The 15,756-nt window shown below is 65.2% G+C and carries 15 protein-coding genes and 1 pseudogene; 11 read left to right on the top strand and 5 right to left on the bottom strand.

What is annotated here, in order from left to right:
* Positions 1-126: 126 nt before the first annotated feature.
* Positions 127-327, bottom strand: a pseudogene (locus tag BN4346_RS39465) (AfsR/SARP family transcriptional regulator); the annotation flags it as partial.
* Between the two features lie 130 nt (positions 328-457).
* Here BN4346_RS39465 and htpG point away from each other — a divergent pair.
* The gene (htpG, locus tag BN4346_RS39460; RefSeq protein WP_067974382.1) at positions 458-2,389 is read left to right on the top strand and encodes a molecular chaperone HtpG; all 1,932 of its coding nucleotides are present in this window, start codon (positions 458-460) and stop codon (positions 2,387-2,389) included.
* 37 nt (positions 2,390-2,426) lie between these two features.
* Complete coding sequence (locus tag BN4346_RS39455) at positions 2,427-3,245, top strand: carboxymuconolactone decarboxylase family protein (RefSeq protein WP_067974379.1); 819 nt, start codon at positions 2,427-2,429, stop codon at positions 3,243-3,245.
* 2 nt (positions 3,246-3,247) lie between these two features.
* Here BN4346_RS39455 and BN4346_RS39450 read toward each other — a convergent pair whose 3' ends face one another.
* The 3 genes from BN4346_RS39450 to BN4346_RS39440 form a co-directional block, all read right to left on the bottom strand.
* A complete protein-coding gene (locus BN4346_RS39450; protein WP_067974376.1) occupies positions 3,248-4,111 on the bottom strand; it encodes an alpha/beta fold hydrolase in 864 nt (287 codons plus the stop codon).
* An 84-nt stretch (positions 4,112-4,195) separates the two neighbouring features.
* Positions 4,196-4,369 (bottom strand): hypothetical protein, encoded by a 174-nt coding sequence (locus BN4346_RS39445; protein ID WP_235653672.1) that lies wholly within the window; start codon positions 4,367-4,369, stop codon positions 4,196-4,198.
* Positions 4,370-4,380: 11 nt separating this feature from the next.
* Positions 4,381-5,838 carry an NAD(P)/FAD-dependent oxidoreductase gene (locus BN4346_RS39440; RefSeq protein WP_067974370.1) on the bottom strand — a complete coding sequence of 486 codons (1,458 nt, stop codon included), beginning with the start codon at positions 5,836-5,838 and terminating at the stop codon, positions 4,381-4,383.
* 990 nt (positions 5,839-6,828) lie between these two features.
* On the opposite strand from BN4346_RS39440, the gene gjpA (BN4346_RS39435) reads away from it, so the two are divergent.
* From gjpA (BN4346_RS39435) to BN4346_RS50080, 7 genes are all read left to right on the top strand, one after another.
* On the top strand, positions 6,829-7,881 hold the full coding sequence (gene gjpA, locus BN4346_RS39435) for an outer membrane porin GjpA (protein WP_096867712.1): 1,053 nt from the start codon (positions 6,829-6,831) through the stop codon (positions 7,879-7,881).
* 77 nt (positions 7,882-7,958) lie between these two features.
* A complete protein-coding gene (locus BN4346_RS49530) occupies positions 7,959-8,633 on the top strand; it encodes a PGRS repeat-containing protein (RefSeq protein WP_067974363.1) in 675 nt (224 codons plus the stop codon).
* A gap of 184 nt (positions 8,634-8,817) precedes the next feature.
* Positions 8,818-9,174, top strand: coding sequence for a hypothetical protein (locus BN4346_RS49115; RefSeq protein WP_235653671.1), 357 nt, complete (start codon positions 8,818-8,820; stop codon positions 9,172-9,174).
* Complete coding sequence (locus tag BN4346_RS49110; protein ID WP_235653670.1) at positions 9,171-9,434, top strand: hypothetical protein; 264 nt, start codon at positions 9,171-9,173, stop codon at positions 9,432-9,434. Before BN4346_RS49115 ends, BN4346_RS49110 begins: the two co-directional genes overlap by 4 nt.
* A 32-nt stretch (positions 9,435-9,466) precedes the next feature.
* Positions 9,467-9,640, top strand: coding sequence for a hypothetical protein (locus tag BN4346_RS47760; protein WP_154677615.1), 174 nt, complete (start codon positions 9,467-9,469; stop codon positions 9,638-9,640).
* A gap of 642 nt (positions 9,641-10,282) precedes the next feature.
* Positions 10,283-11,497, top strand: a complete 1,215-nt coding sequence (gjpA, locus tag BN4346_RS39420; protein ID WP_154677614.1) for an outer membrane porin GjpA — start codon at positions 10,283-10,285, stop codon at positions 11,495-11,497.
* A gap of 78 nt (positions 11,498-11,575) precedes the next feature.
* Entirely contained in the window at positions 11,576-12,595 is a 1,020-nt protein-coding gene (locus BN4346_RS50080; protein ID WP_067974356.1) for a PGRS repeat-containing protein, read from the top strand.
* Here BN4346_RS50080 and BN4346_RS47750 read toward each other — a convergent pair.
* Complete coding sequence (locus BN4346_RS47750) at positions 12,492-13,007, bottom strand: hypothetical protein (protein WP_067974353.1); 516 nt, start codon at positions 13,005-13,007, stop codon at positions 12,492-12,494. The two genes, BN4346_RS50080 and BN4346_RS47750, sit on opposite strands and share 104 nt — an antisense overlap.
* 130 nt (positions 13,008-13,137) lie before the next feature.
* Between BN4346_RS47750 and BN4346_RS39405 the strand changes: the two genes are divergently transcribed.
* Together BN4346_RS39405 and BN4346_RS39400 are read left to right on the top strand one after the other, a co-directional pair.
* Complete coding sequence (locus BN4346_RS39405) at positions 13,138-13,947, top strand: sulfotransferase family protein (RefSeq protein ID WP_067974350.1); 810 nt, start codon at positions 13,138-13,140, stop codon at positions 13,945-13,947.
* Positions 13,948-13,979: 32 nt separating this feature from the next.
* Positions 13,980-15,734 carry an AMP-binding protein gene (locus tag BN4346_RS39400; protein ID WP_078058725.1) on the top strand — a complete coding sequence of 585 codons (1,755 nt, stop codon included), beginning with the start codon at positions 13,980-13,982 and terminating at the stop codon, positions 15,732-15,734.
* Positions 15,735-15,756: the final 22 nt, after the last annotated feature.

Here is a 15,756-nt window from a genome sequence, read left to right as displayed (position 1 = left end):
CTGCACGGCTACCTCAGCGACGTTCCGCCGACCGAGTTCGAAGCGGCGTTCTACGATGCATCACGGAACGACCAGAACCTGGTCGAAATCCAATAGATCGAGCCTCCGGGAGAACCAGGGCGATTCAGAGATGTGGGTTTGCAGGGCCTTGGCGGCGGTGCGCGGCGGCCCGTCGCCCCAGAGCAGATCGATCAGCGTTTCGGCGGACACGACGGAACCGCCGTGCAGCCCGAGCATGGTGAGGATCGCACGCGGTTTGGCGCCCGGGATTACGACCGGGGCGCCGTTCAGTCGGGCCTGCAGAGGTCCCAAAACCCCCAGCTCCACGGCTTGAATGGTAGTCACGTGGCCATCGTCGGTGGGGCGATTCAACGCGCGGTCAAGATCCAGTAAAGGCCGTGCGTCGGGTGCGACCCCCCGGGCGGCGCGATGAAGCCGTCGGTAAAATTCGGCGCTTATGAGCGAACGTGTGGAGCAGTTGGAGTTTCAGGCTGAGGCTCGGCAGCTGCTGGATTTGATGGTCCATTCGGTCTACTCCAACAAGGACGCGTTCCTGCGGGAGCTGATCTCCAACGCCTCCGATGCGCTGGACAAGCTGCGGCTTGAGGCGTTCCGTAACAAGGACCTCGAGGCGGACACCTCCGACCTGCACATCGAGATCGAGGTCGACAAGTCCGCCCGCACCCTGACGGTCCGCGACAACGGCATCGGTATGTCGCGCGATGAGGTGGTGGACCTGATCGGCACCCTGGCGAAATCCGGCACCGCCGAGCTGCGCCAGCAACTGCGCGAAGCGCAGAACGCCGAAGCATCCCAAGAGCTGATCGGCCAGTTCGGGATCGGCTTCTACTCGGTGTTTATGGTCGCCGACAAGGTCGAGATGCTCACCCGCAAGGCCGGCCAGAGCGAGGCCATCCGCTGGGAGTCCAGTGGTGATGGCACGTACACCATCGAACCGGTTGAGGACGCGCCCCAGGGTACGTCGATCACGTTGCACCTCAAGCCCGAAGACGCCGAAGACGCCCTGCACGACTACACCGCGGAGTGGACGATCCGGGGCTTGGTCAAGAAGTACTCCGACTTCATCGCTTGGCCGATCCGGATGCAGGTCGAGCGCCGGACCCCGGCTGCCGAGGAGGGCGGTGAAGAAACGGTCACGGTCGAGACCCAAACCCTGAACTCGATGCAGGCGCTATGGGCGCGCCCCAAAGACGAAGTCTCGCAAGAGGAATACAACGAGTTCTACAAGCACATCGCGCACGCGTGGGATAGCCCGCTCGAGGTTATCGCGATGAAGGCCGAGGGCACGTTCGAATACCAGGCGCTGCTGTTCATCCCGTCGCACGCCCCGTTCGACCTGTTCAACCGGGACGCCCAGGTCGGGGTGCAACTGTATGTCAAGCGCGTGTTCATCATGGGCGACTGCGACCAGCTGATGCCGGAGTACCTGCGCTTCGTCAAGGGTGTCGTGGACGCGGCGGACATGTCGCTCAACGTCTCCCGGGAGATCTTGCAGCAGGACCGCCAGATCAGCGCGATCCGCCGGCGGCTGACCAAGAAGGTGTTGTCCACCATCAAGGAGCTGCAGTCGCAGCGGCCCGAGGACTACCGCACCTTCTGGACCGAGTTCGGTCGCGTCGTCAAAGAGGGGTTGCTCTCCGACTTCGACAATCAAGAAGCACTGCTTGCGATCAGCTCGTTCGCCTCGACGCACAGCGACTCCGAGCCGACCACGCTGGCCGAGTATGTCGAACGCATGAAAGAGGGCCAGGAGCAGATCTTCTACGCCACCGGCGAATCCCGCCAACAACTGCTCAAATCGCCGCACCTGGAGGCGTTCAAGGCCAAGGGCTACGAGGTGCTGCTGCTGACCGACCCGGTCGACGAGGTGTGGGTGAACACTGTCGCCGAGTTCGACGGGAAGCCGCTGCAGTCCACGGCCAAGGGCGAGGTGGATCTGGACTCCGAGGAGGACAAGTCCGCGCACGAGGCCGAGCGCCAAGAGCAGCAGAAGGATTTCGCGGACCTGATCGCCTGGCTGCAGCAGACTCTGACCGAGCACGTCAAAGAGGTTCGGCTGTCCACCCGGCTGACCGAGTCGCCGGCCTGCCTGATCACCGACACCTTCGAGATGACTCCGGCGCTGGCACGGATCTACCGCGCGAACGGCCAGGAGGTGCCGGTCGGCAAGCGCATCCTCGAACTGAACCCGTCCCATCCGCTGGTCACCGGTCTGCGCCAGGCGCACAGCGAGCGGCCCGAGGACGCCGACTTGGCCGAGACTGCGGAATTGCTCTACGGCACAGCACTGTTGGCCGAGGGCGGGGCGTTGGAGGATCCGGCGCGGTTCGCCGAGCTGCTGGCGCATCGGTTGGCCCGCACCGTCTGAGTGCACGCGTACCGTCGCACGGTCCATAATCGGAGCGATGGACGTTCTTGATGAGCTGAACCGATTGGTGGCGTGCTCGGGCGGGAGCATCGGCGGGCTGGTCCGCGAGGTCTGCGGGCGCACCCTGGGTCTGCCGCCGCTGCCGGCCGAGGCACCGGCCGACGAATCCGCTGCCGACCCCGCGGTAGTGGAGTTCGCCGAACAGTTCAGCGTCGACGTCTCGATGATCACCGAAGCCCAGCGGTCCCGGCTACGGGAGGCGCTGGGGGAGAAGGCCTTTGACGCCGTCGTGCAGATGTATGTCGCCGATTTCGTGCCGCGGGTGCGCACCGGCCTCGATGCGGTAGGTATCGCGATCCAGTGGCCCGACCCGATCGGGTGGGATCACGCGGGCCATCCAGCCGACGCCCTGTTCAACGGGTTCATGCCCGCCGTCGCCCGGCTGCGCTCCCTGGACGCCGTGACCTCCGAGGTGGTGCGGCTGCGCGGCGCGGCCCAGCACAACTGCCGGCTGTGCAAGTCACTGCGGGAGACCACCGCCCTGGATGCCGGCGGGTCCGAGTCGCTGTACGACGACATTGAGCGGTTCGAGGAATCCCGGCTGCTCAGCGAGGCGCAGAAAGCGGCGCTGCGCTACGTCGACGCACTGGTCTGGACGCCGGCGAATATCGACGCCGAGGTGGCCGCCGGGGTGCGTAAACATTTCACCGACGAGCAGGCCATCGAGCTGACCCTGGACGTGATGCGCAACGCGGGCAACAAGATCGCGGTGGCAATGGCCGCCGACGCACCCCGGGTGACCGACGGCACCGAGCGCTATCTGCTCGGCGCCGACGGGCAGACCGTGTTCGGCTGAAATCAGCCGCCGTGGCGGGCCAGAAAGCCCAGGATGGCGTCGGCGAAGATGTCATTGCGGTCCCCGGCGACCATGTGGCCGGCACCGGCGACGTCGACAAACTCCACCTGCGGGAACCGGGCCAGGAAAGCCTCGGCGCTCTGTGCGCTGACCAGGTCGCTGAGCTGGCCGCGCACCAGCAGCATCGGTACGCCGCCCTCGAGGATGGTCTGCACCGCGGCGTTGAGCCGCTCGACGTCGTGGATCTCCAGGGGAGCCAGTTCCTCGCTGCCGTTGACGAACTTGGGATCCCAGTGCCAGTACCAGCGGTCGCCACGGCGGCGCAGGTTGGCGGTGAGCCCGTCCAGGTCCGCGGGGCGGGGCCGGTGCGGGTTGTAGGCGGAGATCGCGGCGGCGACCTCGTCGAGGGAGCCGAAGCCCGACTCCATCCGCTCGGCCATGAAGGCCTGTATCCGCTCCGCGCCGCTGGCGTCCATGTTCGGCACGATGTCGACCAGCACCACCGCGCTGGCGACACCGGGAGCCAGTTCGCCGCAGAGCAGCATCGAGGTGAATCCGCCCAATGAGGCGCCGACCAGCACCGGGTCCGGTGGCAGGGTGCGCAGCACCTCCTGGATGTCGGTGGCGAAGCTGACCAAGCGGTAGTCGCCTTCGGCCGCCCAGTCCGATTCACCGTGTCCGCGCAGGTCGACGGTGACGGCCTGCCAGCCGCGCTGGGCCACCGCCGCGGCGGCCCGGCCCCAGGACCGGCGGGTTTGCCCGCCGCCGTGCAGGAACACCACGGCGCGTGCCTGCGGGTCACCCTGGCGGTCGGCGATGATCCGCAGATCGCCGGGCGCGTGGGTGACGAATGTTTCCGCGGTCATCTTGGGATAGTAAGCCTATCTCGATAACGGGCCGTCAAACGCCCGGCGAAACCCACGGTGCGCTGTCACCGGTAGGCATCGCCCTCAGTGGTGACCGCCGAGAATGATGCGCATCATCTTGAGGTTGATGCGGGCAAATCGCCACAGCTGGACCGGGAGATTCTGCCGGAGCCGCAACGTCGTACGAGTCGGCAGCGGTGCATCAGCGATCCGTTCGGCGGTCTGCGCGTTCGCCGCGGTGTCGATGTCGTCGTCCACGGGGGCGCCTTTCATTCGGGGATCAGCCACCACAGCGGCCTGGCCTTGGCCTTGTAGAGGAACAGGTAATGCAAGAGAGCCTTGATCCAGTGACCTGCCAGTCCGATTTCGCCGGAGGTGGCTGCTCGGTCGCGGCCAGTGTCGGGATACTTGATCGGGTCGGGAACCACCGGAAATATGGTCATCGCCGCGGCCGAGCCGTCGCGGAAGCCGGTGCCCGCCGACGCGACGCATGCGGCGCCCATCGCTGCCATCGAAGCCCGATGGGCCGGCGCGTCAGCGCCGTGGGCGATGCGGTCGCGGATGGTCTGGGCCACGGTCTTGGCCATGATGCCGGACGGCATGCCGGTTCGTGGCGGGCTGGGGCTGATGACCGTGCCGTTGGTGCTGGTGCGTGGCCGCGATATCGGGTGCGGCGGAGCGAACGCGATGCCCGGCGCGAAGATGTTCGGGTAGACGCATGACTCGTATGTACAGGGCCAGTCGTCGGCGGCCCACTGTTCGTAAGGTTTGCCGGAGTAGTCGGCGTCGACCTTCAGAAATCCCGACGGGGCGAACATGGTCGACGTAATGTCCTCGCCGTTCTTGTCGTAGGCGGTCAGGCTGGCGCCCCTGAAAGGGGGCAGCAGCATCGCGAAGTCGAAGGAGAGTTCATGCTGGGCGCCGTCCAGCTGCTCGTAGCGCAGTTTGTTCTCCGTCACTTCGTGAACGTGCGCCTGGGTGATGGCCTTGACCCCGCGTTCGCGGAACAGTGACTCCGTCCACATCCGGCTGGACTGGGTGAAGCCCTTGTCGACGAACTTCATCCCGTCGACACCGAAGTCGCCGAGTTCGTATTCGTTGGTCAGATAGATGATCTCGGCCAGGTCGCGTACGCCCGCTGTGCGCAGGGTGTGTTCGACGTTGAACGTGTACTCGAAGGCGGCCCCTTCGCAGGTAGCGGTGCCGTGGCCGACGCCGATGATCAACCGCTGGTGCTGACCGGCGTTGAGCCGATCTACCACGTGGCTTAACGCTTTGGCGGTCTGCGTGGCATGCGCGGCGGTGCAGACCGACCAGGAATGTCCGTCCGGGCCGAGGCCGGGTGTGGCGGCGAAGTTCAGCTGGGGGCCGGTGGCATTGATCAGGTAGTCGTAGTCCAGTGTGGCGCTCTGGCCCTGTCGTGACGGCTCGGTATAGGTGAGCTCGACCGTTGGCGTGTCCTGCTCACGGGTGCCCTCCGGGCGGATGACGGTGGCATAGCCCTGATGGAACTCGATCCCTTTGCGCTGGTAGATCGGTTTGAGGGGTATCAGCACCTGCTTGGCCGTCATTTTGCCCACCCCGACCCAGATGTTGGAGGGAATCCAGTTCCAGTCCGGTTCGGGGGAGACCACGGCAACCTGGTGCTGCGCGGAGAGCATCCGCCGAAGATGCAGTGCGGCAGTGTGTCCGGCGATTCCGGCGCCGAGGATGACGACTCGGGCCATGGGGGCCTCCCGGTTTCTCGTGGGCGGAAGTGTCGAGGTGAATCTCCCGCCAGCGTATACCCAGTGGGGTATTTGAGCAATGGATGTGCAGGTTAGGCCTGTTCGCGGGTGTTATCTCCCAGGTGGGTCGTAACTCGGCAAATCCGCCGACGCGGCCAAGGCCGGGCACGCGGCAAGGTGCTGGACGTGCGACGCCGGCGGGTCGGTTGGCCGGCCTCGATCTGCCCGGCCCTGATTGATGACGCGGGGCTAGGTTCCGCCGTGTTCGCGCTCACTGCTGAATATCGTTGTGGGGGAGTCTGTTATAGGGGTCCTGTGGGGCATCGGTGGAAGCGACGCCGGCATGGCGCGGCGTGGTACCGGCCTGCACTCGCATCGTGGCGCTTAGCAAGATCGTGTATTGCGACTCAGCGACGAGCGTGATTTGCGGCAGAAGATTTCAATAAAACGTCGCGCGGAGGTATGTCAGCACAGCTAACTGTATTTCGCTGTTATTACTATCGGGTAACCGGTGTTTGTGCTGGTCGGCAAACTAGACGCGGCGCCCGGAACGTGTTTGAGAACCCGTTTCGCTGACTGTTGCTCTTTGAAGTATCGCCTCACGAAGTTGCGTTCGCCCTGGTGAGCGGCCTACCCGGATTGAGCAGCACGTTCAATGCCATCTATAGATTGCTAACCAGGGAGGCTCTGTGGCGAATTAAGAACAGGCCATGGAGATGTTGGTAGCGCTCAGGTTTACTCGGTCACACCTTGAGATCGCTTGAGCCGAAACCCATCTGAGGAGGCATCGTGCACCTGGCACGCGGCACCGCCGCCGGGCCTACCGGCGCGCCGGAATCGTTCGGCTCGGCAATGACTTTCAGCGCATCCACTCACCCCAGCGAAGGGACAACATCCATGGCTCCTCAGAACACGCCGACGCCTCCGCGCGCTACAAGGCGCGCCCGACCCGGGGCTTCGCCCTGCCCAACAAAGCTTCACCCCTTAGCAATTGCCGGTTCAGTTGTCCTGGGTGCTGGCCTTGTCGTCGGTACGCCAACGGGTTTGGGGCAGGCATTCGGGTCTGTCACGGTTCGTGACGTAGCCCTGACCGCCGGCGACTCCGATCTGCTGACACCGTGGATCGACCAGTACAACGCCGCTTCGCAGAACGCGACGCAACTGCTCAACGCCTTCTTCGACGCCCCCAATGTCGGTCTGCAGCAGTTGATCGCCAACCAGTTCGGTTACCTGCAGGCCTTCCTCAACGACCCGACCAGTAGCAGCGTCACCGCCATCGGCCAGGAGATGCAGGCGAATCTCGCGGCGGTGCTGACGGGCTTCACGCTGCAGAACGCGTGGGGCAGTCTGGCGGGCAATGAGGGAACCATAGCGACGGTCATTGCGCACACCCTAGATTCGGGTCACTCTTTCCTGCTCCAAGAAGTTCCGCAGTTCTTACCGACCAGTGTCAACGCTGCCGAAGTGACCCAGATCCTCGATTTCCTATCGTCGCCGCTGAGCGGCATCATCATGGGCGCACTGGGCCCCGAGATCGCCCCGTGGGTCGCGCTGTACAACAGCATCACCGACGGCGACGATGGGAATACGACGCTGGCCAACATGGTCGGCGCCTACTTCAACGGCGCGGATCTGAGCCTTAACAGTCTGATCCCGTCGATTGAGCAAGCCGGTTTCTTGCCGGCGGGTTACAACATCGAGAACCTCGGCATCGCCTTCGGTGGGCTGCTCAGCCCGGGGGAAGTGGGGGGCTACGCGCCGTATCCCGTCGGAATCGGCGGCTCGATCTTCAACAGTGTCAGCATCCACCTTGCCGGTGCTCCGGCACCGATTGATTACCTGGGCCAAGCGGTCGGGCCGCTAGGGGCCTGGGAGGGCTGGGCGCAGGCCATCGCGTCGCTTCTTGGCTGGGACGGTACCGGGTCGCCGTTGAGCGACGTCACCCTCCCGGTCATCCCCACCGATGTCCTCGACGACGGCGGAGTCGGTGCCGCTGCCGCGGATGCGCCCAGTCTGTGGCAAGAGCTCGTTGCGTTGTTCTGATCACTAACAGTCCATTCCGCTGAGGAATCTCAATTCTTGCTCTATTGAAATCCGCTTCACACGAGAGGTGTTCCCACATGAGTCATCGCCACACCAGCAGCCAGCGGGCCCGTCAGAGCGCGGCCGGTCGGGGGGGCGGCAAACGAGTGATCGGTGCCACCAGCACGGTGGGTGCGTTCTTGGCATTCGGTATGGCGCCGCTCGGCGCGGCGCCGTCTGCCCGGGCCGACGAACTCGACCTGATTCTCGACCCCGCAATCGATTGGCTGTCGAATGTCGACCCCGCGATGGGGGCCGAAGTGACGGCCTGGGTGGGGGCCTTTGATCCGACGTTCGCCGGTGACAGCGCGACGGCCGTGGATTCGGTCCTCGATTCCGCGAACGCGGGTGCCGCCGCGTCCGTAAACATGGCTCAGGTATTCGACCAGTGGATCTACACCCCGATTCACACCAGCCTGGAGGCCTGGATCAACAGCTCATTCGGTGAGCAGGTCGATAACGCCATCAACCAAATAGCCGGACTCTATCTGATCGGTGACGGCACCGCCGGGACGGCAGCCGATCCCGATGGCGGTGCTGGCGGGTTGTGGTTCGGTGACGGCGGCTCAGGCTACGACGCAAGCGCGGACGCCGGTGTTGCCGGCGGTGCCGGTGGCGCGGGCGGGTTGATCGGCGGGAACGGCGCCGCGGGTGGAACCGGGACGCCGCCGGGTGGCACCGGAGCAGCGGGTGCTGCCGGTCAGCCCGGCTGAGTGCGTCGATGTACAGCGATCACGGTCATTGGACTCTCGTGGGTCCGGTGACCGTGATCGCATTCGGCCTCGGACTGGGTAGGAGTTCGCTGTGACGACAATGCATTTCATCTCAGGGCTACCGCGTTCGGGCTCGACGCTGTTGGCGGCGTTGCTGCGGTAAAACCTTCGTTTCGAGGCGGGGATGTCGGGTCCGCTGGTCGGGCTGTTCGATGCGCTGTTGGGTGGGTTGAGTGCGCGCAATGAGTTTTCGGTGTTCATCGACGACGCTAAACGTCAACGCATCCTGCACGGGTTGTTCGACAATTTCTACGCCGACTGCCCTGCCGAGGTCATTTTCGATACCAGCCGCGGCTGGTGCGGCTGGATGCCGGCGCTGGTGCAGTTGTTCCCGGCTGCGAAAGTGGTTGCCTGCGTGTGGGAGATGCCGTGGGTGCTCGACAGCATCGAACGTCTGATCCAACGCAACGTCTTTACGCCGTCGTCGATCTTCAACTATCAACCCGGAGGCACGGTGTATAAGTGCAGTAAGAGACGTTGACCACCGAGCCCGCCAAGGTCTTGCACGCGATCTATGACTTCATCGGTGAGCCGGTGTTCACCCACGACTTTGATCACATCGACTACGACGTCACCGAGTTCGACGAACGCGCCGGCACCCCCGGGTTGCACACCGTCGGTAGCACGGTCAAAGCGCAGCCGCGTGAGACCGTGCTGCCGCCGGATCTGTTCAACCGCTTCATCAATGACGCGTTCTGGGCTGACACGCGCCGAGTTCCTGATGGCTTGCGTGTCGTGTGAGCCCGTGATGCTTACGGGGTGAAGGAGCCGGGATGGGTGGGGAGATCGCGCCTACCGCGGACACCGTGGTGGAGTTGGTGCGCCAACAGGCGGCGCGGTTCGGGGAGAAGATCGCGTTTCTGGGTGAGCAGCGCGCGGTGGTCGATGTCTTTCTGGCGGCGTCGCAAGCGGGCGACTTCGAGGCTCTGGGCGAGCGTTCACCTTGATGACCTGCACGGTGCGCGACGGTCGGCTGGCCGGCATTGTGTCGACGTCGACCCGGCCCGGTTGGGCGGTCTCGATCTGCCCGACCCTGATGGCGAAGTGGGGCTAGGTTCCGCCATGTTCGCACTGACTGATGAATATCCTTGTGAGTGAGTCTGTTTAGTCGTCTTCTGGGGTGACGTGGGAAGCGACGCCGGCACGACGTGCCGTGATAGCGGCCGGCACTTGCATCGTGATGCTTAGCAAGATCGTGTATTGCGACTCAGCGACGAGCGTGATTTGCGGCAGAAGAGTTCAACAAAACGTCGTGCAGCGGTATGTCAGCACAGCTAACCGCATTTCGTAGTTGTTACTCTCGGGTAACTGGTATTTGTGCTGCTCAGCAAACTAGACGCGGCGCCCGGAACGTGTTTCAGAGCCCGCCTCGTTGACCGTTGCTCTTTGAAGTATCGCCTCACGAAATTGTGTTCGCCCTGGTGAGCGGCCTACCCGGATTGAGCAGCACGTTCAATGCCATCTATAGATTGCTAACCAGAGAGGCTCTGTGGCGAATTAAGAAGAGGCCATGGAGATGTTGGTAGTGCTCAGGTTTACTCGGTCACACCTTGAGATCGCTTGAGCCGACACCCATCTGAGGAGGCATCGTGCACTTGGCACGCGGCACCGCCGCCGGGCCTACTCCCGCATCGCAATCGTTCGGCTCTGCCATGACTTTCAGCGCATCCACTCACCACAGCGAAGGGACAACATCCATGGCTCCTCAGAACACGCCGACGCCTCCGCGCGCTACGAGGCGCGCCCGGCCCGGGGCTTCGCCCTGCCCAACAAAGCTCCGCCCCTTCGCAATCGCCGGTGCCGTTCTTTTGGGCGCCGGCTTTGTCGTCTCTGCGCCCCCGAGTGTGGGGTACCTGCCCGTGCCGGCCACGGTTCGTGACGTAGCCCTGATCGCCGGCGACTCCGATCTGCTGACACCGTGGATCGACCAGTACAACGCCGCTTCGCAGAACGCGACGCAACTGCTCAACGCCTTCTTCGACGCCCCCAATGTCGGGCTGCAGCAGCTGATCGCCAACCAGGTCGGTTACCTGCAGGCCTTCCTCAACGACCCGACCAGCAGCACCGTCACCGCCATCAGTCAGCAGATGCAGGCGAATCTCGCGGCGGTGTTGACGGGCTTACCACTGCAAAACGCGACCAAAGACACCACGAACACGGTTCTTGCCCACACCCTCGATGTGGAGCATCGGTTCCTTTTTTCGGAAGCTCCCAATTTCCTGCCCCCCAATGTCAACCCTGCTGAGGTTGCGCCGATCCTCAATTTCTTGGGCTCACCGGTCAGCGGCATCATCATGGGCGAGTTGGGTCCCTTCATCGCACCTTGGGTGGCGCTGGGCAACAGCATCAGCGCCGGCGATGACCTGAATGAGACGCTGGCCAACATGGTCGGCGCCTATTTCAACGGCGCGGATCTCAACCTCGATAGCCTGGTTCCGGCGATAAATAGCGCGGATGTTTTCCCGTCGGGCATGTACATGACGAATCTGGATTTCGCATTCGGGGGATTGCTCAGCAGCGGCGACGTCGTTGATGGGGTCGGCGGGTCGATTTTCAATAGCATCGGCCTCCATTTAACCGGCGTTCCTCAGATTGACCAGGTCACTTTGACTTCACATCCGATCGGCCCGCTGGGGGCGTGGGAGGGCATGGTGCAGACCATCGCCTCGCTGCTGGGCTGGGACGGTTCGGGGTCGCCCCTGAGCGACGTCACCTTGCCCATCATTCCCACCGATCTCCTCGACGGCGGCGCCGCGGCCGCGGACGCGTCCACCTGGCTGCAGGACCTTCTTGCCGCGTTCTGATCGACCGAATCACTCCCCGTCTTTGCCCTCGATGCTTCACCGGCTCGGTAGAGCCGTTCTCACGAAAGGTGTTCCCAGATGAGTCGTCGTCACACCAATAACCAGCAGGGTGCCCGCCGCACGAAGGCGCACCGCCGCAATCGAGTGATCGGTTCCGGTGGTGCTGCCGGCGCGTTTGTGGCATTCGGCCTGTCGCCGTTGGCGGCTGCCCCGCCGGCGCGCGCTGACGAACTCGACCTGATGCTCGACCCGGTCATTGATTCCCTGTCCAGCATCGACCCGACGTTGGGGGCGCAGGTGTCGGCGTGGGTGACAGCGTTGGATCCCACGTTTACCGCTGGGAGTGGGGTGTCGGCGGATTCGTTGCTGGACGGTGCGGGTGCTGCCGCGTCGTCGTCGATCGACTATGCCCAGTTGTTCGATCAGTGGGTGTATACGCCGATTCACACCGGTGTGGAGGCGTGGATCACCAGCTCGTTCGGTGAGCAGGTCGACAACGCCATCAATCAGATGGCGGGCGTGTACTTGATCGGTAACGGCACCGATGGCACCGCGACCGACCCTAACGGCGGCAACGCTGGATTGTTGTTCGGCGACGGCGGGAACGGGTACGACGCAGCCAGCGCTGCCGGGGTTGTCGGCGGTGCCGGTGGTGCTGGCGGGTTGATCGGTGACGGCGGTGACGGCGGGGCCGGCGGCCTGGGTGCGTACGGAGGCAACGGTGGCGCCGGCGGCTCGTTCATGGGTGACGGTGGTGTCGGCGGTGCCGGCGGTGCAAGCGTCGCCGCCGGCCCCGGCGAGTTCGGTCACTCTGCCGGTACTGGTGGTGCCGGGGGTAACGCATCGGGCTGGCTGTTCGGCAATGGTGGGGCGGGCGGTGCCGGCGGCGCCGGTGCCAACGGTGCCGCCGGCACGTTCGCTAACGGCGGCAACGGTTACGGAGGCGGCGGCGGTTACGGCGGTATCGGCGGAGACGGCGGTAGCAGCGGGTTCCTCATCGGCGACGGCGGCAACTGCCGCCGGCGCCGCCGGAGCCGGCGGCGCCGGCGGCGTCGGCGGCGGATCCGGCCTGGCCGGCAACGGTGGCGCCGGCGGTAACGGTGGCGCCGGCGGTGGCACCGTTACCGAACTTGGGACCCGGGCCGTTGGTGACGAGATTGTCGGCGGTGGGGCCGGTGGCGCAGGTGGTACGGGTGGTAACCTCGGCACGGTCGGTGCCGGCGGCGCTGGCGGTGCGGCTGGCGCCAGCGGTGGTCCCTTCGGTGGCACAGCGGGTACCGCGGGCGCGACCGGGGCCGATGGCACGCTGCCGAGCACGGTGTCGGGCAACGGCGGTGACGGCGGTACCGGCGGTGCCGGTATCGGTGGTACGGGCGTGTCCGGCGGTGCCGGCGGCGCTGGTAACACCGGCGGCGCCGGTGGCACCGGTAACCCCGACGGCCAGGCCGGTGCTAAGGGCAGCACCGGGGCCGACGGGCAGCCCGGTTAGCGCGTGGGGTTGCTCACCCACAGGTGTGGCTCCGGCACGGCGGGTTCGTTGATGCGAAATATCTCCAATCGGCTACGGCGTCACCCACAGGCGGGCGGTCGTCGGGTCCCCGGGACTCGGCGACCGCCCGCCTGATTACGAGGAGCCTGCGATGGCGTCGATGCACTTTATTTCCGGGCTACCGCGTTCGGGCTCAACACTGTTAGCGGCGTTGCTGCGGCAAAACCCGCGGTTCGAGGCCGGGATGTCGGGGCCGTTAGCCGGGCTGTTTGGTGCGCTGTTGGGTGAGATGAGTGCCCGCAACGAGTTCTCGGTGTTCATCGACGACGTCAAACGCCAACGCATCCTGCACGGATTGTTCGACAACTTCTATGCCGACTGCCCTGCCGAGGTCATCTTCGATACCAACCGGGCCTGGTGTGGGTGGATGCCGGCGCTGGTGCAGTTGTTCCCGGCTGCGAAAGTGATTGCCTGCGTGCGGGAGATGCCGTGGGTGCTCGACAGTATTGAGCGATTGATCCAGCGCAATGTGTTCACGCCGTCGTCGATCTTCAACTATCAGCCGGGCGGCACGGTGTATTCCCGGGCCAATGGGGTGGCGTCGCAGAACGGTATGGTCGGTGCCCCCTTTGATGCGCTCAAGCAGGCGTGTTACGGCGCGCAACGCGACCGGCTGCTGGTGGTGCAGTACGAGACGTTGACCACCGAGCCCGCCAAGGTGTTGCACGCGATCTATGACTTCATCGGTGAGACGGTATTCACCCACGACTTCGATCATGTCGCCTACGACGTCACCGAGTTCGACGAACGCGCCGGCACCCCCGGCCTGCACACCGTCGGCAGCACGGTCAAAGCGCAGCCGCGCGAGACCGTGCTGCCGCCGGATCTGTTCAACCGCTTCATCCACGATGCGTTTTGGGCTGACCCGCGCCGAGTCCCGGACGGTTTACGTGTCGTGTGAGCCCGTGACGCGTACGGGGTGAAGGAGCCGGGATGGGTGGGGAGATCGCACCGACCGCGGACACGGTGGTGGAGTTGGTGCGCCAGCAGGCGGCCCGCTGTGGGGAGAAGGTGGCGTTTAGCTTCTCCCATTGCGGTGATGGCCGCGACGGTGACCAGCTGACCTATCGGGAGTTGGATGTGCGGGCGCGCGCGATCGGGGCGGCGCTGCAGGAGCGGGGTGCTGACGGCGCGCGGGTGTTGGTGGTGTGTGGGCCCGGATTGGACGGTATTGCCGGGGTTTTGGGGTGTTGGTATGCCGGGGCGGTCGCGGTGCCGGTGCCGCAGCGGGTTGGGCCGTGGCTGTCGGCGGTGATCGCCGATGCGCGGCCGGGTTTCGCGGTGGCCTCCCCGGAGTTGCCGCGCAGTGTGCGCGTGGCGGTGGAGGCCCTGGCCGAATCGGTTCGCTGGTGTTGCACCGCTGAGGGTGATGCCGGTGCGTGGGCGGCGCCGGGTGTCGATTCCGACAGTGTGGCGTTGATTTCGTATGCGGCGGGGTCGAAGCATTGCCCGAGGGGTGTGGTGGTGACCCACGAGAACGTGATGGTCAACCTGGATGCCATGGCCGCCGCGGGGTGGGGCGGCTCGCGGGATGTGGCGGTGTGTTGGCTGCCGACCCATCACCCGGTGGGGTTGCTCGGTGGGGTGTTGGCGACGGTGCACGCCGGTGCCAGCGCGGTGTTGCTGTCGGAGTCGGCGTTTGTTGCCCAGCCGATGTGCTGGTGGGAGGCGATCTCTCGCTGGCGGGCCACGGTGACCCTGGCCCCGGAGTGGGCCTACCGAGTGTGTGTGCAGCGCAGCACCCCCGCGCAGCGTGCGGGCCTGGATGTATCGAGTCTGTCCACCGCGATCGTGGGGACCGGCCCGGTGCGGGCGGCCACCATGGCGGCGTTCGCGGACGCGTTCGCGCCGGCCGGGTTTCGCGCTGAGGCGTTTGTGCCGGTGTATGGGCGCCCGGAGACGACGCTGCTGGTCTGCGGTGGTTCGGATAAGGCGGCGCCGGTGGTGTGTCACGTGGATCGGGCGGGGTTGGCGTCGGGGTGGGCGTTGGACACCGCGCCGGTTGATCCTGAGGCTGTTGCGGTGGTCGGTTGTGGGCGGCCGCGCCAGCAGGTGGTGATCGTCGATCCCGATACCCGGGTGCAGTGCGGCCCCGATGAGGTCGGGGAGATCTGGGTTTGGGGTGCGCCTAGGCAGACCGATCGGATTTTTGAGGCGTTTTTGGCCGGCAGCGGCGAGGGCCCGTTTCTGCGCACCGGGGACCGAGGGTTTCTGCGGGGCGGGGAAGTGTTTGTTGTTGGGCGGTGTGCCGATCTGGTGGTGCTCGGTGGGCTGCACTATTACCCGGGCGAGTTGGAAGCGGCCGTGGCGGATTGTCATGCGGTGTTGCTGACCGGGCGCGGTGTGGCGTTCGCTGACGAATCCGAACGCCTGGTGATCGTCCACGAGGTCCGCTGCCCGCCCGGTGAGACGGAACTGGCCGCGCTGGTTCAGGTGATCCAATCGGCATTGTCCGAATCTTCTGGTGTGCAGGCGGATTCGATCCTGCTGGTGTCCCCGATGCAATTGCCCAGCACTGAGCAGGGGCAGATCAGGCGTGCCGCCTGCCGCTGGCTGTATCTGGACGGTGACCTCGACACCGTCGCGCAATGGCACGCACCCGGCGTCACGCAGAGCACGCGGGCGGCCAACGTCGTCGAGTTCACCGAGGGCGTCATCGCCCGACGCCACCGGATCTCCCACTTATGACCCGCGCGACGCGGTATGCGTG

This window comes from Mycolicibacter icosiumassiliensis (assembly GCF_900078685.2).
GTDB classification, from domain to species: Bacteria; Actinomycetota; Actinomycetes; order Mycobacteriales; family Mycobacteriaceae; genus Mycobacterium; species Mycobacterium icosiumassiliensis.
Note: the sequence above shows the minus strand (reverse complement) of the source record. Positions and strands in the feature narration are given on the sequence as shown.

Bases quoted from the DNA above. Each gene is read 5' to 3' on its own strand.
- htpG (WP_067974382.1), top strand. From the start codon at position 458: ATGAGCGAACGTGTGGAGCAGTTGGAGTTTCAGGCTGAGGCTCGGCAG.
- BN4346_RS39455 (WP_067974379.1), top strand. From the start codon at position 2,427: ATGGACGTTCTTGATGAGCTGAACCGATTGGTGGCGTGCTCGGGCGGG.
- BN4346_RS39450 (WP_067974376.1), bottom strand. From the start codon at position 4,111: ATGACCGCGGAAACATTCGTCACCCACGCGCCCGGCGATCTGCGGATC.
- BN4346_RS39440 (WP_067974370.1), bottom strand. From the start codon at position 5,838: ATGGCCCGAGTCGTCATCCTCGGCGCCGGAATCGCCGGACACACTGCC.
- BN4346_RS49530 (WP_067974363.1), top strand. From the start codon at position 7,959: ATGAGTCATCGCCACACCAGCAGCCAGCGGGCCCGTCAGAGCGCGGCC.
- BN4346_RS49115 (WP_235653671.1), top strand. From the start codon at position 8,818: ATGTCGGGTCCGCTGGTCGGGCTGTTCGATGCGCTGTTGGGTGGGTTG.
- BN4346_RS47760 (WP_154677615.1), top strand. From the start codon at position 9,467: ATGGGTGGGGAGATCGCGCCTACCGCGGACACCGTGGTGGAGTTGGTG.
- BN4346_RS50080 (WP_067974356.1), top strand. From the start codon at position 11,576: ATGAGTCGTCGTCACACCAATAACCAGCAGGGTGCCCGCCGCACGAAG.
- BN4346_RS39405 (WP_067974350.1), top strand. From the start codon at position 13,138: ATGGCGTCGATGCACTTTATTTCCGGGCTACCGCGTTCGGGCTCAACA.
- BN4346_RS39400 (WP_078058725.1), top strand. From the start codon at position 13,980: ATGGGTGGGGAGATCGCACCGACCGCGGACACGGTGGTGGAGTTGGTG.